The organism is Paenarthrobacter sp. TRD_SC_7 (genome assembly GCF_056156245.1).
Map to the genome: position 1 here is coordinate 2369410 of NZ_CM149587.1, position 25234 is coordinate 2394643.

A 25234-nucleotide genomic window follows, 5' to 3' on the forward strand; every position below is an offset into this window, starting at 1 on the left:
GCACGCCATGAAGCGTTGGCTCGGCAAGGCGGAGGTGGTTCTCGGCAACCACAGCGACCGTCTCAACGCGATCAACATCTTCCCTGTCGCTGACGGCGATACCGGAACCAACCTTTATCTCACTGTTCGGGCAGCAGTCGCTGCCCTGGGCGGAGCTGCGCCGGACACCACCGAAACCGGCAACGACGTCGGTGCGGTGCTGTCCCGCGCCGGGCAGGCAGCCATGGAGCAAGCGCGGGGCAACTCGGGCACACTTTTTGCGGTGTTCCTGTGCGCAGCGGCTGAGCCCTTGGCCGGAAAGTCCCGCCTCAGCGCGCCCTTGCTTGCCACTGCGCTGAACAGGGCGCAGATTCGGGCCTGGTCTGCCTTGAGTGAGCCTGTGGCAGGCACCATGCTCTCGGTCCTGGAAGCAGCCGCTCATGCTGCACAAGCGGTGGATGCATCCCAAAGTGGCGACGACAGCAACCATGCATTGGGGCTCTCGCTCGACGCCATGGTGGAGGCCGCCTACCAAGCCGTTGTCCGGACGGAGGATGAGCTCGCACAGCTCCATGAAGCACATGTTGTGGATGCAGGGGGCGTGGGCATGCTGCTGGTGCTCGATTGCCTCCGTGCTGCAGTCCTCGGTGAGGAACTCCAAGACGAACTGCTTGATGGCCTCCACGGCTACAAACTGCAGGATCCCCACATCCATGAGCACATGCCGGCCGACGACGGCGTGGAAGTCATGTGTACCATCCACCTCTCACCCTTGAACGCGGCCATCCTCCGGCAACGCCTGGACGAGATGGGCGATTCCGTCATCATGAGCCAGGTAGGCGGTGCCCAAGGCAATGATGATGACGACGACGAACCCGGCGTGGAAGTCAGCTACCGTTGGCGCGTTCATGTGCATGTCCCGGATCCGGAGCCGGCCGTCGCACTGATTCGGTCGCTGGGGGAACCGACTGATATCGCCGTAAGCCAGCTGGCGATACCCCGTGACAACGAGCAGGAACCGACCACACAAGAACCGGCCAGCGAAGCACCGGCGGCCAGCGAAACCACCAGTATCAACGAAGCCTCCAATGTCTCGGGCCAGTCACGGCATGAATACTGAGCTGGAACTGCCCCTTGAACGCAGGATCGGCAAACGGTCTGCAGCTGTCATCGATAAGCACTTGGGCCTCAAAACGGCCGGGGCGTTGCTGAACTACTTTCCCCGCAGATATTTGAGCCGCGGAGAGTTGACCCCCATCAGCAACCTTCCGCTGGATGAAGAGGTGACGCTTATTGCCCGCGTGCTGTCCAACAGCACGCGCCAAATGAGGGCCCGGCGAGGTTCCATCACGGATGTCGTAGTGACGGACGAGGCTGGTGGTAGCGGCGTTCCCGGAACGTTGAAGGTCAGTTTCTTCAACGGGTTCCGGGCGAAGGCAGAACTCCTGGCCGGTCGACGGGCCATGTTCTCGGGCAAGGTGACCCGCTACGGCGGAGCCCTCGGCTTGACCAACCCGGACTTCCTCCTGCTGGATGAGGACCCGGAGGCCGAGGGTGCCGTGGATCCCGAAAAGCTCGCTGCCATGCCCATCCCCGTCTACCCTGCAACGGCCAAGCTGACCAGTTGGTCCATCCACAAAGTGATCACCGCCTTGATCCAAACCATGGACCTTGATTCTTTGGAAGATCCGCTTCCGGCAAGCATCGTCCGAAGGGACGGGCTGCTCAGTGTGGCTGAGGCATACCGCTTGATCCATTCACCGGAGGTTGCCAAGGATTGGCAACGCGCCCAGGAACGCTTCCGATATCAGGAAGCCCTTGTGCTGCAAACGGCTCTGGCACGCAGGCGCGCCCAGCTGGCTGCGGAGGAAGCCACTGCGCGCCGTCCGCGCGCGGGCGGTTTGCTCACGACGTTTGATCACAACCTGCCCTTTACGCTGACTGCCGGCCAGTCCGCCGTCGGGAAGACGCTGGCTGAAGAGCTTGGGCGCGACACTCCCATGAATCGGCTGCTGCAGGGTGAAGTGGGCTCGGGCAAGACGATCGTCGCCCTGCGGGCCATGTTGCAGGTAGTGGACGCCGGCGGCCAGGCTGCGCTCCTGGCACCTACGGAGGTCTTGGCGGCCCAGCATTTCCATTCCATACGCAAGACTCTGGGCGCGCTGGCCCGTGACCACATCTTTGGCGGCATGGGCATGCTTGGCGGTGACTCCACCCAGGAAGCCGTGCAAGTGACCCTCCTGACAGGTTCCATGCCCACCGCGGCGCGCAAACAGGCAATGCTGGATGCGGCCTCTGGAAACGCTGGAATCGTCATTGGCACGCATGCTTTGCTAAGTGACAAAACCAGTTTCCAGGACCTCGGGTTGATTGTGGTAGATGAGCAGCACCGCTTTGGCGTGGAGCAGCGCGATGCCCTCCGGGCCAAGGCGCAGCGGCCTCCACATTTGCTGGTCATGACAGCCACACCGATTCCTCGCACGGTGGCCATGACGGTGTTCGGTGATCTTGAGACCTCCATCCTTGATGAGCTTCCAGCCGGGCGTGCACCGATTTCGACGCACGTGGTGGGGCTCGCGGAAAATCCGGGCTGGGTGGAGCGCATTTGGAAGCGTTCGCGCGAAGAAGTCGACTCGGGTCATCAGGTGTACGTGGTGTGCCCCAAGATCGGCTCGGACGACGACGGCGACTTCAGTCCGGGCGAAGCGGAACCCAGCGAGGCCGACCTCGCGGACGAAGGCCCGGCGCGGGAGCTCGCGTCGGTGACCGCCGTCGTCGAAAGCCTCCTGCAGGAGCCGGCACTGGCCGGTGTTCCGGTGGCGCCGCTTCATGGGCGGCAGGATCCGCAGGTCAAGTCCGAGACTATGGCGTCGTTCGCAGCCAACAACACCAAAGTGTTGGTGTCGACCACCGTCATTGAGGTGGGCGTGGACGTCCACAACGCCACCCTCATGGTGATCCTCGACGCGGACCGCTTTGGGATCTCACAGCTCCACCAGTTGCGCGGCCGGGTGGGCCGTGGAGGATTGCCGGGCACTTGCCTGCTGGTGACTACGTTGGAACCTGGGCACCCGAGTCGTCGGCGGCTTGATGCCGTTGCTTCAACCACGGACGGGTTTGAGCTGTCCCAGGAAGACTTGAAACTCCGCCGTGAGGGCGACATTTTGGGTGCCTCGCAGTCCGGCGGACGCTCCACACTGAAGCTGCTCCGTGTACTTGAGCACGAAGACATCATTGCCCGTGCACGTGCGGACGCCCAAAGTCTGGTGTCGGAAGACCCGGCGCTGCACCACCAGCCGGCTCTTGCCGCCGCGATCGATGAATATTTGAACCCGGAGAAGGAGGCGTTCCTTGAACGCGGTTAGAGATCCATGGATTCGCGAACAGGGACAATCCCTGTGAGCCGGATCATCGCCGGAGTTGGTGGCGGGAACCCGCTGGCCAGCGTTCCCGGAACGGCCACTCGTCCCACCACGGACCGGGTCAAGGAGGCGTTGTTTTCCCGCTTGGAATCGTTGGCCGTCATTGACGATGCCCGTGCCCTGGATCTCTATGCTGGCTCGGGGTCTTTGGGCATTGAGAGTGCCAGCCGAGGGGCCCGGACCGTGGATCTGGTGGAGTTTGATGCCAAGGCAAGCGATGTTTGCCAGCGAAATGCGGATCTGGTGAACCAACTCCTGGGCGGCAAAAGGGTCTCGGTCCATCGTTCCAAGGTGGAGTCATTCCTGGAGCGTGCGGGTGAAGCAGACATGTGGGATTTGGTCTTCCTTGATCCGCCATATCCCTTGGATGAGCCTGCCCTCAGTGCCGTGCTTGCAAAGTTGGCGCCGCATTTGGACGACGCAGCCGTGGTGATCGTGGAGCGGAGTTCGCGGAGCCCTGAACCTGTGTGGCCCGAGGCCTTGGAATGTTTCGCCGACAAGAAGTACGGCGAGACCAAGCTGTGGTTCGCTGAGCCGGCCTAACGCTGATCCGACCCAACAGGGCATCACGATTGCCGAGTCGTTAGCCTGTAATCCGGTCCAGCTCCACGCCCGTGAGGACGGTGGCAGGGTGGGGTCCGCGGGCCAGCAGCTGCGCTGTCCATTCCGGGGACCATGGCTTGCGGGTGCCTACCAGCACGATATTGCCCGGGTAGCGGCCGGAGAACATCCCCGTTTCACCGAACGCGGCGACGTCCGGCATGGCCTGGCGCAGGGCGGCCACTTGGCTGCGCACGAGCGTTAGCGCAGGTTCGTCGCCCACGTTGACGATCAGCACCCCGTCGGGCCGCAGCCGCGCTGCTGCTTCTTCGTAGAACGCCCGGCAGGCGATGTGGGCAGGGGCCTCCGGGCCGGAGAAGATATCGAGAATCACGACGTCGAACATCACTTGGACGGGAAGCTCTCCCAACGCGTCGCGGGCGTCGCCGATGTGGGTGGTCAACGTGGTGCCATCCGGCATGGGCAGCTTCTGAAGTACGAAGTCCAGAAGTTCTCGCTCAAGCTCAACCGCGTATTGTTCCGAGCCCGGACGCGTGGCTTGGATATAGCGCGCCAAGGTGAGGGCGCCGGCGCCCAGATGCAGGGCGCTGATGGGTATTCCGGGTTCGGCAGCCAAGTCCACCACGTGCCCGATCCTGCGGAGGTACTCGTAGAAGATCTCCGAGGGATCGGCCAGGTTCACGTGCGATTGTTCGGCGCCGCCGATGCTGAGGATGAAGCCGCCCTCAATGAGGGTGTCCGTCTCGATGGTGGCGTGCTGTCCTGTGGCTCGGAGGAAGCGTGTGGCCTGATGCTGGCCGGAGCCTGTGGGGTTCAGAGCCGGTCCTTCAGCGTCGCAAGGCGTTCGGCGGCTTCTTCCAGGACGTCCGTCTTCTTGCAGAAGGCGAAACGCAGCAGGCTGCGGGTGCGCTCGGCTCCTTCCGGGTGGCAAAACACCGGGACAGGTATGGCTGCCACTCCAACGAGCCCGGGCAGTCGCCTGGCAAGGTCAACCGAATCGCGGATGCCCAGGGGTGCTGTGTCGACGTTGATGAAGTACGTGCCGCTCGGGTTGAAGACGCCGAAGCCGGCGGCGCGGAGGCCTTCGGCGAGGATGTCGCGTTTGTGGCGGAGGGTATCGGCGATGCCTTTATAGAACTCATCGGGAAGAGCAAGACCCACGGCGATGGCGCTCTGGAAGGGGGTCCCCGAGCTGTAGGTCAAGAATTGCTTCACTGTGCGCACTGCCGCCACCAAGTGTGCTGGTCCGCTGAGCCAGCCGATTTTCCACCCGGTGAATGAGAACGTCTTACCGGCGGAGGAGATGGTGATGGTGCGTTCAGCGGCGCCAGTCAGCGACGTAATCGGGATGTGAGGTACGCCGAATGTGAGGTGCTCGTAGACTTCGTCGCTGACGATGATGGCGCCGTACTTTGCAGCCAGTTCCACAATCCTGGCCAGGACGTGTTCCGGAAAGACGGCACCCGTGGGGTTATGCGGATTGTTCAGGAGGACAATTCTGGTGCGGCTGCTGAAAGAGTTTTCCAGATCCGCGAGGTCGGGCAGGAAATCCGGGGCCAGCAGGGGAGCTGTAACATGCTTGGCTCCGGCCATACCGATGATGGCCCCGTAGGAGTCGTAAAAGGGTTCGAAGGTCAGGACTTCATCGCCGGGCTGGATGAAGGCGAGCAACGTGGCTGCGATCGCTTCTGTTGCGCCTGTTGTGACAAGTACTTCATTGTCGGGGTCCAGATTCAGTCCGTAGAAGCGCTGCTGGTGCCCGGCGATGGCTTCCCTCAGCGCGGGAACGCCCTTGCCGGGTGCGTATTGGTTGGCTCCCGAGGCAATGGCGGCCTGGGCTGCGGCCTTGATCTCAGCGGGACCGTCTTCATCCGGAAACCCTTGGCCGAGGTTGATGGCGCCCGTGGAGATCGCCAGGGCGGTCATCTCCTCGAAGATGGTCACTCCCAGTTCTCCGGCAGGCGATAGAAGGTTGGCTCCAAGGGCGGCTCGCTGCCAAGGCGTCGCGTTGGTACCTGCGGTGGTGCCGGCCTGGGTCTCGGTGGTTGGGGTGCTGCTGCCTGCGGATGCCATGGGAGTCATGGTATCCCGATGAAGCTATGGGGTAGGTTCGTTTCATGAGACGCGCGGTATGCCCAGGATCCTTTGACCCCATCCACAATGGACACCTCGAAGTCATCGCCCGGGCCGCCGGGCTGTTCGACGAAGTCATCGTGGCCGTGTCCACCAACTACGCCAAGAAGTACAGGTTCAGCCTTGAGGACCGCATGGAGATGGCGCGCGAGACCCTGGCTTCACTCCGCGGGATCATCGTGGAACCCATGGGAGAAGGATTGCTGGCGGAGTACTGCCGCCACCGGGGTGTCTCAGCCATAGTCAAGGGCCTGCGTTCGTCCTCGGATTTCGACTACGAGTTGCCGATGGCCACCATGAACCGCCAGTTGACCGGCGTCGAAACCGTCTTCCTCCCGGCGGAAGCGCATTATGTCCACCTCTCATCCACCTTGATCAAAGAGGTCAACGTCCTGGGTGGCGATATCTCTGATTTCGTCCCCAAATCGGTCTTGAAAAGACTCCTCGCTGGCGAGGCGACAACCGAAGCGCCCCGTAAGGGGTAGTCTTGACGGGTACCTCGCGCCCTTATGCGGAGTGCCCCAAGCTGAAACCATCGTGCATTTACGCGCGCCCCGGTGTCGGTTTGAGTCCTCAAGCGTGATCAGGCTAAGATGGTACGTCGGTCATATGTTCTACAGGAGTTCTCATTAAGCGAGATGCAAGTTCGCCCTTGGCGCTGGTAGTCAAGGACCTTGGACGCAGTCCAGGGACCATGCGGACACTCAACGAGCATGTACCTGCGCCAAGTGACCTTGGTGTGGCGCTCATTGGCGTAAAGGAAGGCTCGGATATCGAGCTCGATCTTCGTCTTGAGGCCGTACACGAAGGAATTCTGGTATCTGGAACCGTAGTCGTCGAAGTAACCGGCGAGTGCGGTCGATGCCTGGATCCCCTTGCGTATGACCTTGAGGTCAATGTGCAAGAACTTTTCTTCTATGAAGGCGTTGAGCTTTCAGGTGAAGAAGACGATGAAGAGCAACGTCGAGTCGAGTACGATCTAATCGATCTTGAGCCGGTGTTGCGGGACGCGGTTGTCACTATGCTGCCGTTCCAGCCGGTGTGCCGGGAAGACTGCCAGGGCCTGTGTTCCGAATGCGGAGCGCGCCTGGAAGACGAGCCGGGGCACCACCACGAGGTCATTGACCCTCGCTGGGCTGCCCTAGCTGATATGGCTAAGACTGACCGGCAAACCGATTAGTAAGTGTTCGTCTAAGAGAGAAATGAGATAGCCGTGGCTGTTCCCAAGCGGAAAATGTCTCGCGCAAATACACGCGCCCGCCGTGCCCAGTGGAAGGCAACTGCCCCCAACTTGGTCAAGACCATCGAAAACGGTCAGGTTACCTACAGCCTGCCGCACCAGGCAAAGGTCGTCACTGACTCTGCCGGCACCGCGCTGTTCCTTGAATACAAGGGCCGCAAGGTCGCAGACGCCTAATCTGCCGTACAGGCTGACAAAGGATGTCTTCAACTGAAGAGCTTCTGAAGCGTCTCGGTGTCTCGATTGACACCGAGACGCTTCGTCTTGCTCTCACGCATCGCTCATATGCTTATGAGAACGGCGGGATTCCCACCAACGAGCGCCTTGAGTTCCTTGGCGACTCCATCCTGGGATTCTCGGTTACCGATTCCCTTTACCGTGAGAACCCCTCGCTGCCCGAAGGTGAGCTCGCCAAGCGGCGCTCCGCCGTCGTAAGCACGCGCGCCTTGGCCGGTATTGGCCGGGAGATCGGCGTGGGCGAGTTTATTTACCTCGGGCAAGGCGAGAAGCTGACCGACGGCAAGAACAAGGCCTCCATACTGGCTGACACCATGGAGGCCCTGATCGGGGCCACGTATCTTTCGAACGATATCGAGACCGCACGCCAACTGGTCATGCGCCTGGTGGGCCCGCTTCTCAAGGATGCCGGCGCACTTGGAGCAGGAACTGACTGGAAGACGAGCATCCAGGAACTTACGGCTAGCCGGCAACTGGGCGCCATACACTATGCCGTGGAAGGCTCGGGGCCGGACCATGCCCGAACGTTCGAGGCAGTACTGAACATCGGCGGAACTCCCTACGGCCGGGGCTCGGGTCATTCCAAGAAAGAAGCCGAACAGGAAGCCGCCGCTGATGCATGGCGTGCTCTGACTGCCTTGGATCCCACTACTGCCGGTCCTGCTTCCGCTTGAACACTCATGCCTGAACTTCCCGAGGTAGAGGTGGTCCGCCGCGGCTTGGCCCGTTGGGTACGTGGCCGTACCATCACCGGCGTTGATGTCCTTGATCCGCGCTCCATCCGACGCCATGCCCTCGGCACAGAAGACTTTGTCGGGAATCTTGAGCATGCCACCGTGCTGGACGTTGTCCGTCGGGGCAAGTTCCTCTGGATGCCCCTTGCCATGTCCGACTCTCTCGAGACCCAAATGCTGGCCGACGGCGGGAGATTGCCCAACGTGGCATTGATGGCACATCTGGGAATGAGCGGGCAGCTGCTGATGCAGGACCCCGTGGTGCCGGATGAGAAACACCTGAAGGTCAGAATCAGCCTCAGCCCCGTGGACGGTATGCCGGAGCAGTTGCGGTTTGTGGACCAGCGCATTTTCGGCGGTTTGTTCGTGACTGCCTTGGTGCCAACTACCGACGGCGGCCCGGGCGGCTTAGGTGAAACGCCCCTGCCGGAAATCGCCGAAGAAGCATCCCACATTGCAAGGGATCCGCTTGACCCCTATTTTTCGTTTGACGCGTTCTACCGGAAGGTCAAGGCCCGCAAGACAGGACTGAAGAGGGCGCTGCTGGACCAGTCAGTGATCTCTGGCATCGGCAATATCTATGCCGATGAAGCCCTGTGGCGTGCCCGCCTCCACTATGCCCGCGCTACAGACACGCTTCGACGGGCGGATGCCGAGCGACTGGTAGAGGCTGTCAAGGACGTCATGAACGCCGCCCTTGCGGCCGGCGGGACGAGCTTCGATTCCCTTTATGTCAATGTCAACGGCGATTCCGGGTACTTCGCCAGGTCGCTCAATGCCTACGGACGCGCTGGCGAATTGTGCGACCGTTGTGAGGCAAATGGCCTGCATAGCATCATGAAGCGGGAGCAGTTCATGAACCGTTCTTCCTATACTTGCCCCGTGTGCCAACCGCGGCCGCGGAATGGACGTTGGTAGGGCCAAAACTGTTCCGGAATCAGGATCGCGATGGCAGACTGTCCCCATGAGCAGCTTGGCGCTTCGAATCGCCATCGCGCGGTCTGGCGCCACCACAAAGTGGGTGGCGTAAGTCTTATCCGCCGTCCTTGGTGAAAAGGCCTGCCAACCCCTCGGCAAACCAGTCACCAGGGGCATGCCATGATGGCGCGACGACTGGTCATTGCGGGCATCTGCCTCGCTGTGCTGATCGCCATCGTAGCCGTAGTGCTGGACCAGATGGCAGTGAGGCCCGGACCGTCTGCTGCCCAGAGCACAACGTCGTCCAGTCCAAGCCCGAGCACCGGCGCCACCGTGCCTCCGATCACCGGCACTTTGCCCGAGCCGGGGAGCGCGGCCGGTGAAGTAGGGGACGGATGGCCTGCCGATTTCCTGACGTTGCCCGAAGGAACAACAATCGGATCCACGTCAGTATCGAAGTCGGGCGATGTCCTCCAAGTAACCGCGGACGGAATTATCTCCAAACCGCAAGGCGAGGTGCTGGCGTCCTTCCGCAAGGCGTTGGCGGCCCACGGTTTCTGGTCCGAGGCGGTGCCCGCCGCGGACGGCGCACTGGCCGAACGATTCGTGCGGGGCACGGACACTGTGACGGTTTCAGTGTCGGCGACAGGTACCGGCAGCTCCCGCTTCCAACTTTTGGGCAGCCTGCAAACTACAGCGGGCTAGGGGATGTAGGAGTGCGGAATGCCGCCGGCAAGGGCTTCCGCCTTCAGATCCGGGGATTTCGCACAAACCGCAGTAGATTTGGGGGGATACAGACACCCGGGCCACCCAGGAGAACCGAAGCGCCTTGCACCTGAAAAGTTTGACTGTCCGAGGATTCAAGTCGTTTGCGTCGGCCACGACCTTCGACTTTGAGCCGGGCGTCACTGCCGTCGTCGGTCCCAACGGATCTGGCAAGTCCAATGTGGTGGATGCCCTGGCTTGGGTCATGGGAGAGCAGGGCGCCAAAACGCTTCGCGGCGGCAAGATGGAAGACGTCATCTTCGCTGGTACCTCAGGCCGGCCACCCCTGGGCCGCGCCCATGTCGCTTTGACCATCGACAATGCGGACAACGCGCTCCCCATCGAGTACAGCGAAGTTACCATCTCCCGGACTCTCTTCCGCACGGGTGGATCCGAGTACGCCATCAACGGTGCACCATGCAGGCTCCTGGACATACAGGAACTCCTCTCCGATTCCGGCCTCGGCCGTGAAATGCACGTCATCGTGGGACAAGGCCAGCTGGACCGAGTACTCCACGCGACCCCCGAAGACCGCCGCGGCTTCATCGAAGAAGCCGCAGGAATCCTTAAGCACCGCCGCCGCAAGGAAAAGACTGTCCGCAAGCTGGAAGCCATGCAGGCCAACCTCGCGCGGCTCGGTGACCTCACGGCGGAAATACGGCGGCAATTGACTCCTTTGGGGAAGCAGGCAGAGATAGCCCGCCGCGCCCAGACAGTTCAGTTCGACGTCCGGGATGCCCGCGCCCGACTCTTGGCGGATGACCTCGTGCAACTGACAACCACCCTTGAGAAGGACGTTGCAGACGAAGCAGCCCTCAAGGAGCGTCGCCAGGTGGTTGAGGCAGAGCTAGGTGCGGGGAGGCGACGCCAAGCTGCCTTGGAGCAGCAGGCCGCCGAAGCCACGCCGCGGCTCAACGCCGCACGCGACCACTGGTACCGGCTCTCGGCAAACAGGGAACGACTCCGCTCCCTCGGATCCTTGGCCACCGAACGCAGGAGGCTCCTGGGTTCCTCGGAGGCCGCCCCGGATACCGGACGGGACCCCGAGCAACTCGAACGCCAGGCCGCGCGGGTCCGTGAGGAACAGGCTGCCCTCGAACACGACATCCTCGCCAAACAAGCGGCACTCCTGGAAGCCACAGTTGCGAAGGACTCGGCGGAGGCGCTCGCAGCTGCGGAGGACAAGCGTTTAACGGCCATGCTGAGGGCAGCCGCCGATCGCAGGGAAGGGCTGGCGAGGTTGGCAGGCCAAGTGGCGGCGGCCAGATCCCGGGCTGAGGCTGCCGAGGCCGAACGTGGTCGCCTCAGGGAATCTCTCGCTGCGGGTGATGAACGGCGCCGCAAGGCGCAGAGCGAGTTCACTGCCCTCGAATCGCAAGTGGCGGGCGTTGAAGATGGCGAAGAAAGCCTCGACGCAGACTACGAGGACGCCAACGACGTCCTGGATGCAGTCCTTGCCGAGATTGAGGAACTCAAAGCATCTGAACGGGAGGCTGTCCGCGAAAGAGACGCCCTGACGGCACGACGCGATGCCCTTCAACTTGGGCTCAACCGCAAGGACGGGTCTGGAAGTCTTCTGACGGCCGAGGGGGTTCTTGGACCATTGGCCGCGCTGGTCACCATCGAGCCGGGATACGAGGCTGCCATAGCTGCCGCCTTGGGGAGTGCCTCGGACGCCTTGGTGGTTGCTGACATCAACAGTGCCGTGGCCGCCATCCGGACATTGAAAGAGGACGACGCCGGCCGGGCAGCACTGCTTCTGGCCGACGGTTCCACAGCAGGCAACGATGCGGCCACCCACCTGGAGCTTCCCGCGGGCTGCCGCTGGGCCGTAGACGTCGTGAAAATTTCCGAACCAGCTGCCCAAGGTGCCTTGACCCTCCTGGGCGGGACCGCCGTCGTCGATGATGTGGAAGCGGCGGCAGCTCTCATCGCGGAGCATCCGGACCTCAGGGCAGTGACCCGTGAAGGTGACATTCTTACCGCCCTGACCATCACCGGAGGCTCGGCGACCGCGCCTTCACTGCTTGAAGTCCAGGCAGCAGTGGACGACGCCGTTGCCCGGCTCCAGGAGGTCACGGCCCGTTTGGAACGTGGACGCTTCGCTTTGGCCGGGGCTCAATCGCGCCGCACCGAAGCGCAGGAGCGCGCCGACGCCGCGTTGGAGCGACTGCACGAATCGGATGCCCGCCTTGCGGCGGTAGCTGAGCGCTTGGGCCACCTTAACTCGGTTCTTCGCAGCGCTGTTGGCGAAAGCGAAAGGCTCGCTGCGTCCATGGCCAAGGCTGAAGCCAACATTGCTGAAGCCCAACTGGACCTTGAAGTCGCGGCTGAACGCCTTGCTGCGGCCCAGGAAGCCCCTGACGAGGAACCGTCCACGGACAAGCGGGACGAACTCGCCGCGCAAGCCAGAACTGCCCGGTCATTGGAGACGGAGGCCCGGCTCGCCCTTCGGACTTCCGAGGAGCAGTTGGGAGCCATCACTAACAGGGCGGCATCGCTCGAAAGGGCAGCAGCCACCGAACGCCGCGCCCGGGAAGAGGCCGCACGTCGGGCGCAGCGCCGACGCGGCCATGCGCAACGTGCGGCGGCAGTCGCGTCAGCGGTGGAGCAAACCCTCGGGTTCATCGATATTTCGGTGGATTTGGCTGGCTATGATCGCGACCTTGCCGAACTGAAGCGGGAGCAGCTGGAGAAGGAGCTGACCGAGGTCCGCTCCGGTAATGAGGCCCTGGCCCGGGAACTTGCTGACCTGACCGATTCGGTGCACCGGGATGAAATGGCCCGTACACAGCAGAGGCTCCGCATCGAGGCCCTGGAAACGCGGTCCATCGAGGAGCTGGGACTCTCAGGCGAGCAGCTGATTGCAGACTACGGCCCCGATCAGCCTGTTCCATTGCCTGCCGGGACCAGCACAGATAAGTGGGCTGAACTTCGGGCGCCCGTTGATGAGAACGGCGACGCCATCGTTGAGGGAATTCCGTTCGTCCGGGCAGAGCAGGAGAAGAGGCTGAAGAAGGCCGAGCGCGAACTCGCGGCGCTGGGCAAAGTGAACCCGCTCGCGTTGGAGGAGTTCGCCGCACTGGAAGAGCGGCACCAGTTCCTCAGCTCACAACTCGAGGACCTCAAATCCAGCCGCAAAGACCTTCTGGACATCATCAAAGAGGTGGACAACCGTGTCCAGCAGGTGTTCACCGAGGCTTTTGCTGATACTTCAGCCCAGTTCGATCACGTCTTTTCCCGGCTCTTTCCCGGCGGCGAAGGCAGGCTGGTACTCACGGATCCTGACGACATGCTGACCACGGGAATCGAAGTAGAGGCGCGGCCCGCGGGTAAGAAGATCAAGAGGCTTTCGCTGCTCTCCGGCGGGGAGCGCTCACTCACGGCAGTGGCTCTGTTGGTGGCGATATTCAAAGCCCGTCCGTCGCCGTTCTATGTCATGGACGAAGTGGAGGCGGCGTTGGACGACACCAACCTGGGCCGGCTCATCACCATCTTCGAGGAACTGCGGGAGTCCAGCCAGTTGATCGTGATCACCCATCAGAAACGCACCATGGAAGTGGCAGACGCACTTTACGGAGTCACGATGAGGGGTGACGGCGTCTCCACCGTCATCAGCCAGAGGCTCGATGCCGGGGCATAGCTTTATGAGAAGGTAGGGGAGTGAACGATTTCCTACCCATAATTCTGTCCATTCTCGCTGCGCTCGTAGTGGTCGGCGGACTCGTGCCGGTACTGATGAAAGCCCGGAAGACCGGCGCCAAGTACCCCGGAACACGCGACGCGAACGATCCCGTCCAGTCATCGGCAGCAGGCGGCGGAACCCTTGTGGAGGACCGCCCGGATGCGGTGAAGGCTCCGGCGCCGACCTTCGACGGTACGGTGGAGGATACGGATGTCCCGGATGACGCCGCCGGGCTCGAAACCATCGCCATTGATACACCGGCGCCGGTGGAAGGCAGGCTCACCCGCCTTCGCGCCCGCCTGATCAAGTCCAACAACATTCTCGGCAAGGGCCTCCTGGCTCTGCTGTCGGGTGACAAGATCGACGAAAACGTGTGGGACGAGGTCGAAGAGACCCTCCTGTTGGCCGACCTCGGCACCGAACCCACCATGCAACTGGTTGATGCCCTGCGTGAACGCGTCAAGGTGCTGGGAACCCGCAGCCCCGAGGACGTCAAAGCGATGCTCCGCGAGGAGCTCATCAAGCTGGTTGATCCTTCCATGGATCGTTCCTTGAACGTCGAGCGCAAGGGCGACCGTCCCGCCGTCGTGCTTGTTGTTGGTGTGAACGGCGTTGGCAAGACCACCACAGTGGGCAAGCTGGCACGTGTGCTGGTAGCCGAAGACAAGGACGTCCTTTTGGGCGCCGCTGATACTTTCCGAGCCGCTGCTGCCGAGCAGTTGGCCACGTGGGGACAGCGTGTGGGGGTGCCCACCGTCAAGTCCGACATCGACGGCGCCGACCCCGCCTCCGTGGCGTATGAGGCCGTGAAGGCCGGCATCGACCAGGAAGTCGATGTGGTCATGGTGGACACCGCAGGACGCCTGCAGAACAAGACTGGCCTGATGGATGAGCTCGGCAAGGTCAAGCGCGTCATCGAGAAGCTGGCCGAAGTGGATGAGGTACTGCTGGTCCTGGACGCCACCACCGGACAAAACGGCCTCAATCAGGCCCGCGTCTTCGCGGAGGTAGTGAACATCACCGGCATCGTGCTGACCAAGCTGGACGGAACCGCCAAGGGCGGCATTGTTGTGGCCATCCAGAAGTCACTGGGTGTTCCGGTGAAGCTCATAGGCTTGGGAGAAGGCCCGGACGACCTCGCACCGTTCGACGCCGAAAGCTTCGTGGACGCTCTTCTCAATTAGCGCTGCACACAACTGGCCGGCAGCAGCGGTTGTTCTGACCACTCAGGGCAACTACTGCTGTCGGTCAGTTTTTGGGTTTAAGCGGTTCGCGTGCCGACAGCCACGCCGCGGCGGTGAGCAGGAGCACGCCTCCGGTGATGCCGAACGCCCAGCCGTAGCCGAGGCGGTCAGCGAGCAATCCGGCCACGATCGGACCGACGATCGCTCCCGTATCGGCCGCCATCTGGAAGATGGCGAGCACTTTCCCTCCCGAGCGTCCGCGGCCGATGACATCAGCGACGGCGGCCTGCTGCGCCGGGCCCAGCAAGCCGGAGCCGAAACCCGCCACTGCGGAAGCGATGAGGAATGCCGTCAGGTCCGTGGTGAGTCCGATGACGCCGGTGGCCGCACCAGTGATGACCAGGCCGGGGATCAGCAGGGGCTTACGTCCCAAAGCGTCTGCGAGCCGCCCGCTGAATGTCAGCGCCAGGGCGTTGCCCACGGCAAAAATGGCCAGCGCCCAAGCGGCTGTCTCAGGCGCAGACTCCAGGACTGCAACGGCGAATAGCGGGATGGTGGCCATCCGGACGCCGAAAGTCACCCAGCCGTTGCCAAAACTCGAAAATACGGCGGCGCGGTAGGCGGAGTCGGCGAGTGCTTCCTTCAACGTCATGGCCGGGGCAGGTGTGGCGTCCTCCGCCGCGTTGCCTTCCCCGCTGAGCATGGTGCGCACCACCAGGGCGGCCACCAACAGCGCTCCGGCGTAGGCAAGGAAGGGTACCCGGAGGCCAAAGCCCGCCAGTAAACCGCCCACTACTGGTCCCAAGACGCTGCCGATCAGGAAAGCTGAGGCGTAGGCACCGGATACCCGTCCTCGCCGTTCGGGTGGTGCGAGTCGGATGAGCAGTCCCATGGCAGCAACCGTGAACATCACTGAGCCGGCCCCGCCGAGGCCGCGGAAGATCAATAGTTGCCAATAGTCCTGTGCGAAAGCACACGCCGCGGTGGAGACGGCCACGATCAGCAGGCCGGACACATAGACGTTCCGTTCCCCGAAGCGTCCAATCAGGGCGCCGCCCGCAGGGGCGAAGACCAACCGCATGAACGCGAAGATACTCACAATCACCGCAGCGGCCGTGGCGCCAACATCGAACGTTGTGGCGAACTGCGGCAGAACCGGGGCCACCAAGCCAAAGCCCAGGGCGATCAGGAACGCTGCAGCCAACATCACCTTGATGTCGCGCGGGAGGGGAGCCTTCTCCGGCCGGATCCTCGGGGCTTTGACGGATCTGGGCGACTCGGTCATACGGTGCTGGTCCTTCAGATGGGGGTTCTGTTTGGTAATGCCGGGGCTACTGGGGTGGGTGTTGGCCAAAACTGGGTATTTCCAGTGAAGTCCGACGCCTGAAACATATCCGTAACACCGGAGATATGCACCATTTACGTTGGGGAGGTTGTTGTAACCGGCCCGCAATATAAAACCCGCGCAGGTGAAACACGGCGGCACAAAACTCTTAAGCAGGACGCAAACGGCGTCAGGACAGCGGTTGAACCGCAGATCTAGCAAGAGAGGAACGTGCACCATGGAACTTACCGCAGGTCACGTATGGGTCATGGTGGCGGCGGCGCTTGTGCTGTTCATGACACCTGGTCTGGCATTTTTCTACGGCGGCATGACACGCGCCAAGGCAGCTCTGAACATGATGATGATGAGCTTCATATCCATCGGCATCGTCGGCGTTGTCTGGGTGCTGTGGGGCGCCTCGATGAGCTCCGGCGAAGGTTTCATGCAGATCGTGGGTAACCCGTTTGCCACCTTCGGCCTGGAAGGCATTGACACCCCGGATGGCTTGATCAAGGTCGGGTACGCCTCCACCTTCGCCATCATCACCGTTGCCCTCATCAGTGGAGCGATCGCTGACCGCGCCAAGTTCGGCGCCTGGAGCATCTTCGTTCCGGTCTGGGTCACCCTGGTTTACTGTCCGCTTGCCTACATGGTCTGGGGCGGCGGGCTCTTCGGTCCGGAAGGCGCTATCGGCAAGGCCCTTGGCCCAGCCATTGACTTCGCAGGCGGCACTGTAGTCCACATCAACGCTGGCGTCGCGGCCTTGGTCCTGGTCCTCATCATCGGTAACCGCCGTGGCTTTGGCAAGGACCCGAACCACCGCCCGCACAACATCCCGTTTGTGATGCTCGGCGCTGCAATCCTTTGGTTCGGCTGGTTCGGGTTCAACGGCGGTGCAGCAACTACCGCTGAACAGGGTGGCCTGATCTGGATCAACACCCTCGCAGCCCCTGCAGCCGCCATGATCGGCTGGCTCATCACCGAACGTATCCGTGACGGACACCCGACCTCGCTGGGCGCAGCCTCAGGTGTGGTTGCCGGCCTGGTCGCCATCACCCCGGCTTGCGCAAACGTCAGCCCCGTCGGTGCCCTCGGCCTCGGTGTAGTTGCTGGTGTGGCCTCCGCGCTGGCAGTAGGCCTGAAGTTCCGCTGGGGCTTCGATGACTCGCTGGACGTTGTAGGCGTCCACCTTGTTTCAGGCATCATCGGCACCGTGGCACTGGGCTTCATCGCCCTTCCCACCGAAGGCGTCGGCGGCGGACTCTTCTACGGCGGCGGCATGGCCCAGATGTGGGCACAGCTCGCAGCGGCCGGTATCGCCATCGCTTTCTCGGCCATCATGACAGCCATCATTGCCTTCGCAATCCACAAGACCATGGGCTTCCGGGTCTCCACCGAGCAGGAGAACGTTGGCGTTGACCTTAGCCTCCATGCTGAGACGGCCTACGAGTTCGGTGTCAACGGCCACGGCGGAAGCTTCCAGCCACTTCACGAGGCGATGACCGGAAAATCCGAGTCCGCCACAGCCAAGACCCCCGCAGAAGGTAAGGAGAGTGTCCAGGCATGAAGCTCATCACAGCGATCGTCCGTCCCGAAAAGCTTGAAGCAGTCCGGGAAGGCCTCGAAGCATACGGGGTCCAGGGACTGACGGTCAGCGCGGCCAGCGGCTACGGTCGTCAGCGCGGCTACACCGAGGTGTATCGCGGAGCCGAGTACAACGTTGATCTGCTACCAAAGATCCGCATCGAGGTCCTCGCCACTGATGAGCAGGCAGACGACATCCTGGATGTCCTCATCGCCAGCTCCAACACCGGCCGCGCCGGTGACGGCAAAGTGTGGACTGTGGATGTTTACGAAGCGGTCCGGGTCCGGACCGGTGAGCGCGGCGCTGCCGCGATCTAGTTCCTGACGCAGAACAGCGGGCCGGGTACCAGTCAAGGTACCCGGCCCGCTGTGGCGTTGCCGCTGTCGCTTTAGTCCGCCCTGTCCTTAGTCCACGACGGCGGTGGGCCAGCCCGCCGGCCCGTCGCTGCCGGCGTCGTACTCATCCAACGGGACGGTACCGGCTTCCCAAGCTCGCAGGACCGGCTCGACGATCCTCCAGCAGTCCTCGGCGGTGTCGCCCCGAACGGACAGGAGGGGGTCGCCGGTGAGGATGCCTTCCAGGACTTCTCCGTAGGGCAGCATTCCGGGTGCGTTGAGCTCGGCCACCAGGCTGGCGCGGTCCAAGGAAAAGATGTCGCCCGGGCCGTTCACATCGACGTCGAGCTGGAGCACGTCCGGACCAAAGCCGATCCGTAGCTGATTGGGGGAGTCCACGCCGGAGAAACCCTTGGGCAGGTGGGGGACAGGGCGGAAGGTGATGACGGCTTCCTTGCGTCTACGCCCCATGCCCTTGCCGGAGCGAAGAATGAAGGGAACTCCCTTCCACCGCCAGTTGTCGATCTCCACCTGCACTTCTGCGAGGGTTTCGGTTTGTCGGGCCGGGTCCACGCCTTCCTCGGCGGCGTAGTCCGGTACAGTCCTTTCGCCGAGGGTTCCCGCTGTGTAGCGGGCGCGCCGTGTGGAGTCGCCGTACGGGGCCTTGATGCTGCTGGCCCGCAAAACGGTGGCCACGGCGTCACGAAGGTCCCGTTCCTCGATGGTGGCTGGAGCATCAATGGCGAGGAATGCCATGATGTGGAGGAGGTGGCTTTGGATCATGTCCCGAAGAGCCCCGGCGGTGTCGTAGTAGCGCGCCCTGCCCTCAAGGGCAAGGTCCTCATCGAAAATGACCTCCACCTTTTCGATGTGTTCGCGGTTCCACACCGGCTCCAGGAACCTGTTGGCGAACCGAAGCCCCAAAATGTTGAGCACCGTGGCTTTGCCCAGGAAGTGGTCCACACGGTGGATATGGTCCTCCGGGACCAAGGCGGCCAGCGTCTTGTTCAGCTCATGTGCCGATTCCGTGCCTGAACCGAACGGCTTCTCCATCACCAGGCGTGTCCCGGCGGGCAGTTGATCCCGGTGCAGGACTTCGCACGCTTTCTGGCTGACGTGCGGTGGCAGTGCGAAATAAATGGCAATGGGTCCCCCCAGCTGCGTCAGCAACTCGGCCAAGGGACCGTCCGCTGTGACATCCATCTGGTGGTAGCTAGTGCTTTCCGCTACGGCAGCCAGAGCGGCACGCCCGGTGGCGTCGGCTGCGCTTGAGGCTGCCTCAAAGGCGCCATAGACCCTTTCCCGCCATTGTTCCGGCGACCAGAGATCGGAACCTGCGCCTACCAGCTTCAGGCCGGGCGCCCGGCCTGAAGCCAATAGCCCGGCGACTCCGGGAAGCAGCAGCCTGCCTGTGAGGTCCCCGGACGCGCCGAGGATGAGCAACGTTTTTACAGTTGTTTTGCTGGTCACTGTGCCAGCATGCCATCTTGCAGGTGCGACTTGGTACCCTAGATAGTCGAGTCCCCTAGTCGATTCAGATTTGTTGGGTTGAGACATGTTTGTTGGGGCAAACGTCAAGACTCTGGCGTGCCGCATTGGCCGCCATTCGTAGACCATCGAAAGAAGTGCACGGCGCGTGTTCAATTCACTCTCTGACCGGTTGACAGCAACCTTCAAGAATCTTCGTGGCAAGGGCCGCCTCACCGAGGCTGACGTCGATGCCACCGTCCGGGAGATTCGCCGTGCCCTGCTGGATGCGGACGTTGCCGTCTCCGTGGTTCGCGAATTCACTGGCCGCATCCGCGAACGTGCCTTGGGTGCCGAAGTATCGGGGGCGTTGAACCCGAGCCAGCAGATCGTGAAGATCGTCAACGAGGAACTCAAGGAGATCCTGGGTGGCGAGACCCGCCGCATCCGCTTGGCTAAGACCGGCCCCACCATCATCATGCTCGCCGGCCTCCAGGGTGCTGGTAAGACCACCCTCGCCGGCAAGCTGTCCAAGTGGCTCAAGGCCCAAGGCCACAGCCCCATGTTGGTGGCCTGTGACCTTCAGCGCCCCAATGCAGTGACCCAGCTCCAGGTTGTTGGTCAGCGCGTTGGCGTCCCGGTTTTCGCCCCGCACCCGGGTGCGACCTCCGAGCTTGAGCACCCTGCCGGCGACCCTGTGGCCGTAGCCAAGGCCGGTGTAGAGGAAGCGCGCCAGAAGCTTCACGACGTCGTGATCGTTGACACCGCCGGCCGTCTCGGCGTTGACGCCGAGATGATGGACCAGGCCCGCCGGATCCGTCAGGCGATCATCCCCAACGAAGTTCTCTTCGTGATCGACTCCATGATCGGCCAGGACGCCGTCAACACGGCGATGGCGTTCGATGAAGGCGTTAACTTCACGGGCATTGTGCTGTCAAAGCTCGACGGCGACGCCCGCGGCGGTGCCGCACTCTCGGTAGCGTCAGTGACCGGTAAGCCGGTCATGTTCGCGTCCACAGGTGAAGGCCTGGACGACTTTGAACTCTTCCACCCGGACCGCATGGCTTCGCGCATCCTGGACATGGGTGACGTCCTCACCCTGATCGAACAGGCTGAAAAGTCGTGGGATAAGGACGAAGCAGCTCGGATGGCGAAGAAGTTCGCCGACCAGGAAGACTTCACCCTGGACGACTTCCTCGCCCAAATGCAGCAGATCCGCAACATGGGCTCCATGAAGAAGATGCTCATGATGATGCCGGGTGCGCAGAACATCCGCCAGCAGCTTGAGAACTTCGACGAAAAAGAGATCGACCGCGTCGAGGCAATCGTCCGCTCCATGACTCCGCACGAGCGTGTGGCTCCGAAGATCATCAACGGCTCACGCCGCGCCCGTATCGCCAAGGGTTCAGGTGTCCACGTGTCCGAGGTCAACGGCCTGCTGGAGCGTTTCGCCCAGGCCCAGAAGATGATGAAGAAGCTGGCGCAGGGTGGCGGCATGCCGGGTATGCCGGGCATGCCCGGCCTCGGTGGTCCCGGCGGCGGACGCAAGGGTGGCAAGAACGCCCCGAAGAAGAAGGCGCGCTCGGGCAACCCTGCCAAGGCGGCCCAAGAGCTGCGAGATGCCGAGGCCAAGCGGGCAAACGCAGCCTCGGCAGCACCCACTGGCGCGGCTTTCGGTCAAGGTGCGGCAGACTTCGACCCGTCGTCGCTCAACCTGCCCAAGGGCTTCGACAAGTTCCTCGGCAAGTAGCCGTTGCTGACATCCCAACCGCGTCGCAGTTGGGATGTCAGAGCCGTGGAATAGGCTGAACGAATGCATAAGCAGCGCGTAGTCTTCGTCCATGGTCTGGGCAGTTTCGGTGCTGCGGCATGGCCAAAGCAACATGGCATGGCCCTTGCCTATGACGCACTCTTCCTTCGGCGGCACGGCTTTGACGCCATTGCTGAACCGGTGGAGTCCAACGTTGCTGCTGACGTCGCAATAGTGATCAATGCATTGGCCGATTCCGGCGGCGGTCACATCGTTGCCCACGAACAAGGCGCAATTTCGGCCATGCTTGCCGCAGTGGAGCGCCCTGATCTTGTGCACTCACTCTCTCTGGTAGAGCCGTCCTGCTTATCCCTGACCGCTGAGCTTCCGGCGACTGCTTCCTACCGGGCCCTGATGGAACCGCTGTTCGACGTGCGAAACCAGCTCAACGACGCCGATTACCAGCGCGAATTCTACCGGCGTGCTTTCTCTGCCGAGACCGGCGGGCTGGACACTCCCGAGGCCCGGCGGTCAGCCCGCAGGCTCCGGTTCCAGGCACCGCCATGGGAGGCCCCGCTTCACATTGTGCCGGGCGTCCCCACACTGGTTCTCACGGGTGGTTGGGAACCTTTGTACGAGGAAATCGCGGTCTACCTCCAGGAGACCGGTGCCCTCCGCCGCGTAGCAGCGGGCGGACACCGGCCCCAGGATTCCTCTGATGGCGATCAGGCTATCCGATCGTTTGTTGCGGATGTCAGCAGGGCGTTGTCAGTTAAGGCCTCCTGAGGTGCTGCCGCCTTGGTTCGCCGGGACCTGAAGCTCCGGCAGGTAAACCTTTCCACCTGAAGCCAGGAACTCCTCACTCTTTTCGCGCATACCGTTGTATAGTCCTGCGATTGCCGCCTGTGATTCCGCCGAACCGTACTCGTCACGAATGTCCTGGCTGATGCGCATCGAACAGAACTTTGGTCCGCACATGGAGCAGAAATGGGCGGTCTTCGCTGGTTCAGCGGGCAGGGTCTCGTCGTGGAAGGCTTCCGCCGTGACCGGGTCCAGGGACAAAGCGAACTGGTCCCTCCAGCGGAACTCGAACCGTGCCTTTGAAAGGGCATCATCACGTTCGTGCGCCCCCGGGTGGCCCTTGGCAAGGTCGGCCGCGTGCGCCGCGATCTTGTAAGTGATGACCCCCGTCTTGACGTCGTCCTTGTTGGGAAGCCCCAGATGCTCCTTCGGGGTCACATAGCACAGCATTGCCGTGCCGTAGCGTGCAATTTCCGTAGCGCCAATGGCCGAGGTGATGTGGTCATAGCCTGGGGCGATATCGGTGACGAGCGGCCCCAACGTATAGAACGGGGCACCCTTGCACAGTTCCTGCTGGCGCTCCACATTTTCGCGCACCATATGGAAAGGAATGTGCCCGGGGCCCTCCACCATGACCTGCACGTCGAAATCCCACGCCCGTTGCGTCAGCTCCGCGAGCGTATCCAGCTCGGCGAACTGCGCGGCGTCGTTCGCGTCTGCGATGGAACCAGGGCGCAGCCCGTCACCCAGGGAGAATGCGACATCGTACTTGGCGAAGATCCCACACAGCTCATCGAAGTGCGTGTAGAGGAAGTTCTCCTTGTGGTGCGCCAGGCACCAGCCGGCCATAATCGAACCGCCGCGGGACACGATGCCCGTGACCCGGTTGGCGGTCAGTGGCACGTACCGCAGAAGTACGCCGGCGTGGATGGTCATATAGTCCACGCCCTGCTCGCATTGCTCGATCACGGTATCGCGGAAGATCTCCCACGTCAGCTTGTTGGCCTCGCCGTTCACCTTCTCCAGGGCCTGGTAAATGGGGACTGTTCCTATGGGAACAGGGGAGTTACGGATGATCCACTCGCGAGTGGTGTGGATGTCGTCACCTGTGGAGAGGTCCATCACCGTATCAGCGCCCCACTGGGCTGCCCACTGTAGTTTGTCCACTTCCTCGGCGATGGAGCTGGTGACTGCCGAGTTTCCGATGTTGGCATTGATCTTGACCAAGAATGCCTTGCCAATGATCATCGGCTCGGATTCGGGGTGGTTGATGTTGTTCGGAATAATTGCCCTTCCTGCGGCGACTTCGCTGCGGACAAGCTCAACATCGCAGTTCTCCCGCAACGCGACAAACTGCATCTCCGGAGTCACGACACCCTGTTTCGCGTAGTGCATCTGCGTGACGGTCTTACCCACGACGGCGCGGCGCGGCACCGGTTGTGCGCCCTTCCACTCCGCTGACGCTGCTCCCCGCCGAACCGCCGATTTGCCGTCGTCGAGCAGGTTCCGTTCCCGGCCCGAATACGCCTCCGTGTCTCCGCGGGCTTCGATCCATGGTGCACGGAACGGCTCCAGCCCCACCACGGGATCGCTGCCTGGGCCTGCTGTTCGGTACACCTTCAAAGGTTGGTTTGCTTGGCCGTTGGGGGAGGGCTCCAACGCGATCTCCGTGACGGGGACCCGTATGCCGTTCTCGGGATCTTCCAGCCACGCCAAGGAGTGGGACTTCAACGATTGTGTGGCGGTTTCAGCCGCGTTTACGCCAGCGGCGGATTGGTTTTGGGCAGGGTTGTGCTGTGTTTCCGTGGTGCTCAAGGGAATACTCACTTCCTTCGCCGGCATTACCCGGACAGGTTCAACGGTCGCAGACTGCATTAGTCCGATCTCAGCCCCTGCAGGGGCCCCCGTGTGGTCGTAGACGAAGCTACCACAGCTCCCAACGCGCTCCCAGTCACATGCATGCAACAGGCTCCAACGCACCACCCCCCCCGCTACGCTTTTGCCATGGCCAACATCATCGAATTCAGCGGACCTGTGCTCGTATCGGCAGACGAAGAGCGCCATGGGCTCTGGTCCGTAGACGGCATACTGACGTTTGAGCGTCCCGTTGCGACGCCGGACAGGGTGTTGGATGGCTGGATCCTGCCCGGGTTGGTTGATGCCCACTGTCACATCGGACTCGGCGTTGGAGGAGCCGTGGACGAACAGGCCACGCTCGCCCAGGCCCAAGCAGACCTCGACGCCGGAACGCTGCTGATCCGCGATTGCGGTTCGCCCGCCGACACTCGCTGGGTGCAGCAACGAAGGGACCTGCCGCGACTAATCAGGTCGGGTCGGCATATCGCCCGGAGTCGGCGTTATCTCCGCGGTTTGGGTCATGAAATTGAGCCCCGGGAACTAGTGGAAACGGTCCGGAAGGAAGCCCGCGACGGCGATGGCTGGGTGAAACTGGTGGGCGACTGGATCGATCGCGGCGTTGGAGACCTCGCTGCCTCGTTCCCTGCGAAGACCGTCAAGGAAGCCATTTCAGCGGCCCACGATGAGGGTGCTAGGGTCACCGCGCATTGTTTCGGCGAGGACACCATCGACGACATGCTCGACGCCAACATCGACTGCATCGAACACGCCACCGGACTCCTTCCGCGGCACCTTCCCCGTTTGGTCGAACAGTCAGTGCCCATTGTCCCCACCTTGGTCAACATTGCGACCTTCCCGGATATCGCGGCCCAGGCAGCGCCGAAGTTTCCGGACTACGCGGACCACATGGTCCGTCTCTGGGAGCGGCGTCGTGAGCGCGTGCTGGAGGCCTTCGAGGCCGGGGTTGCCATCTACGCGGGAACGGACGCCGGAAGCGTCATCAAGCACGGCAGGATTGCGGACGAAATGAAAGAACTGCACGACGCCGGCCTGCCGCCAGTGGCGGTCCTGGACGCCGCCGCGTGGGGCGCCCGTGAGTGGCTGGGAGTCGAGGGCATCAGCGAAGGCGCATGTGCCGACGTCGTGCTGTGCAGTGACGATCCGCGCCGTCATCCGGGTACCATCGCGGCGCTCAAGCACGTCGTGCTCAGGGGTAATGTCGTCCGTTAGGAATAAATTGAAGCTTCAAGTAATTTA

21 protein-coding genes and 1 riboswitch are annotated in these 25234 nt (G+C 62.5%); of the genes, 16 read left to right on the plus strand and 5 right to left on the minus strand.

Translation table 11 applies throughout. The annotated features are described in order from the left end of the window. The first annotated feature begins 7 nt into the window (after positions 1-7). The 3 genes from AC0J5Z_RS11545 to rsmD are packed head-to-tail and all read left to right on the plus strand — an operon-like array spanning position 8 to position 3944. Positions 8-1099 (plus strand): DAK2 domain-containing protein, encoded by a 1092-nt coding sequence (locus tag AC0J5Z_RS11545; RefSeq protein ID WP_475039669.1) that lies wholly within the window; start codon positions 8-10, stop codon positions 1097-1099. After that, the gene (locus tag AC0J5Z_RS11550; protein ID WP_475032168.1) at positions 1089-3344 is read left to right on the plus strand and encodes an ATP-dependent DNA helicase RecG; all 2256 of its coding nucleotides are present in this window, start codon (positions 1089-1091) and stop codon (positions 3342-3344) included. The genes AC0J5Z_RS11545 and AC0J5Z_RS11550 overlap by 11 nt, the downstream gene beginning before the upstream one ends. 6 nt (positions 3345-3350) lie before the next feature. Next, complete coding sequence (rsmD, locus tag AC0J5Z_RS11555) at positions 3351-3944, plus strand: 16S rRNA (guanine(966)-N(2))-methyltransferase RsmD (protein ID WP_475032170.1); 594 nt, start codon at positions 3351-3353, stop codon at positions 3942-3944. 40 nt (positions 3945-3984) lie between these two features. On the opposite strand, the gene AC0J5Z_RS11560 is transcribed toward rsmD, so the two are convergent. Both AC0J5Z_RS11560 and AC0J5Z_RS11565 read right to left on the minus strand, forming a co-directional pair. Further along, positions 3985-4779: a spermidine synthase gene (locus tag AC0J5Z_RS11560; protein ID WP_475039671.1), complete on the minus strand. Its 795-nt coding sequence runs from the start codon at positions 4777-4779 to the stop codon at positions 3985-3987. Further along, positions 4776-6044 (minus strand): aminotransferase class I/II-fold pyridoxal phosphate-dependent enzyme, encoded by a 1269-nt coding sequence (locus AC0J5Z_RS11565; protein ID WP_475032175.1) that lies wholly within the window; start codon positions 6042-6044, stop codon positions 4776-4778. Before AC0J5Z_RS11565 ends, AC0J5Z_RS11560 begins: the two co-directional genes overlap by 4 nt. A gap of 35 nt (positions 6045-6079) precedes the next feature. Here AC0J5Z_RS11565 and coaD point away from each other — a divergent pair, with 35 nt between their 5' ends. From coaD to ftsY, 8 genes are all read left to right on the plus strand, one after another. Then, positions 6080-6580, plus strand: a complete 501-nt coding sequence (gene coaD / locus AC0J5Z_RS11570) for a pantetheine-phosphate adenylyltransferase (protein WP_475032179.1) — start codon at positions 6080-6082, stop codon at positions 6578-6580. Positions 6581-6747: 167 nt separating this feature from the next. Beyond that, on the plus strand, positions 6748-7275 hold the full coding sequence (locus AC0J5Z_RS11575; protein ID WP_475032183.1) for a YceD family protein: 528 nt from the start codon (positions 6748-6750) through the stop codon (positions 7273-7275). A 33-nt stretch (positions 7276-7308) separates the two neighbouring features. Then, complete coding sequence (gene rpmF / locus AC0J5Z_RS11580) at positions 7309-7512, plus strand: 50S ribosomal protein L32 (protein WP_011775139.1); 204 nt, start codon at positions 7309-7311, stop codon at positions 7510-7512. A gap of 23 nt (positions 7513-7535) precedes the next feature. Continuing rightward, entirely contained in the window at positions 7536-8246 is a 711-nt protein-coding gene (rnc, locus tag AC0J5Z_RS11585) for a ribonuclease III (RefSeq protein WP_475032185.1), read from the plus strand. A gap of 6 nt (positions 8247-8252) precedes the next feature. Then, positions 8253-9224: a bifunctional DNA-formamidopyrimidine glycosylase/DNA-(apurinic or apyrimidinic site) lyase gene (gene mutM, locus AC0J5Z_RS11590; RefSeq protein ID WP_475032187.1), complete on the plus strand. Its 972-nt coding sequence runs from the start codon at positions 8253-8255 to the stop codon at positions 9222-9224. Positions 9225-9404: 180 nt separating this feature from the next. Beyond that, positions 9405-9929 (plus strand): hypothetical protein, encoded by a 525-nt coding sequence (locus tag AC0J5Z_RS11595; RefSeq protein ID WP_475032189.1) that lies wholly within the window; start codon positions 9405-9407, stop codon positions 9927-9929. A gap of 124 nt (positions 9930-10053) precedes the next feature. Further along, the gene (smc, locus tag AC0J5Z_RS11600; protein WP_475032191.1) at positions 10054-13632 is read left to right on the plus strand and encodes a chromosome segregation protein SMC; all 3579 of its coding nucleotides are present in this window, start codon (positions 10054-10056) and stop codon (positions 13630-13632) included. A gap of 20 nt (positions 13633-13652) precedes the next feature. Next, a complete protein-coding gene (ftsY, locus tag AC0J5Z_RS11605; protein ID WP_475032194.1) occupies positions 13653-14858 on the plus strand; it encodes a signal recognition particle-docking protein FtsY in 1206 nt (401 codons plus the stop codon). 64 nt (positions 14859-14922) lie between these two features. Here the strand turns inward: ftsY and AC0J5Z_RS11610 are convergent, their stop codons facing one another. Next, positions 14923-16143: an MFS transporter gene (locus tag AC0J5Z_RS11610; protein WP_475032196.1), complete on the minus strand. Its 1221-nt coding sequence runs from the start codon at positions 16141-16143 to the stop codon at positions 14923-14925. A gap of 277 nt (positions 16144-16420) precedes the next feature. On the opposite strand from AC0J5Z_RS11610, the gene AC0J5Z_RS11615 reads away from it, so the two are divergent. Further along, positions 16421-17749: an ammonium transporter gene (locus tag AC0J5Z_RS11615; protein ID WP_475032198.1), complete on the plus strand. Its 1329-nt coding sequence runs from the start codon at positions 16421-16423 to the stop codon at positions 17747-17749. Continuing rightward, the gene (locus AC0J5Z_RS11620; protein ID WP_017199639.1) at positions 17746-18084 is read left to right on the plus strand and encodes a P-II family nitrogen regulator; all 339 of its coding nucleotides are present in this window, start codon (positions 17746-17748) and stop codon (positions 18082-18084) included. Before AC0J5Z_RS11615 ends, AC0J5Z_RS11620 begins: the two co-directional genes overlap by 4 nt. Before the next feature lie 87 nt (positions 18085-18171). Here AC0J5Z_RS11620 and AC0J5Z_RS11625 read toward each other — a convergent pair whose 3' ends face one another. Then, positions 18172-19572 (minus strand): glucose-6-phosphate dehydrogenase, encoded by a 1401-nt coding sequence (locus tag AC0J5Z_RS11625; RefSeq protein ID WP_475032201.1) that lies wholly within the window; start codon positions 19570-19572, stop codon positions 18172-18174. 166 nt (positions 19573-19738) lie between these two features. On the opposite strand from AC0J5Z_RS11625, the gene ffh reads away from it, so the two are divergent. Beyond that, entirely contained in the window at positions 19739-21319 is a 1581-nt protein-coding gene (gene ffh, locus AC0J5Z_RS11630; RefSeq protein WP_475032203.1) for a signal recognition particle protein, read from the plus strand. A gap of 63 nt (positions 21320-21382) precedes the next feature. Beyond that, positions 21383-22105, plus strand: a complete 723-nt coding sequence (locus tag AC0J5Z_RS11635) for an alpha/beta fold hydrolase (RefSeq protein WP_475032205.1) — start codon at positions 21383-21385, stop codon at positions 22103-22105. Here the strand turns inward: AC0J5Z_RS11635 and thiC are convergent. Then, entirely contained in the window at positions 22088-23935 is a 1848-nt protein-coding gene (gene thiC / locus AC0J5Z_RS11640) for a phosphomethylpyrimidine synthase ThiC (RefSeq protein ID WP_475032207.1), read from the minus strand. The two genes, AC0J5Z_RS11635 and thiC, sit on opposite strands and share 18 nt — an antisense overlap. Continuing rightward, a riboswitch (TPP riboswitch) is annotated at positions 23931-24038 on the minus strand. (Overlaps the previous gene by 5 nt.) Before the next feature lie 86 nt (positions 24039-24124). On the opposite strand from thiC, the gene AC0J5Z_RS11645 reads away from it, so the two are divergent. After that, positions 24125-25207 (plus strand): amidohydrolase family protein, encoded by a 1083-nt coding sequence (locus tag AC0J5Z_RS11645; protein WP_475032211.1) that lies wholly within the window; start codon positions 24125-24127, stop codon positions 25205-25207. Positions 25208-25234: the final 27 nt, after the last annotated feature.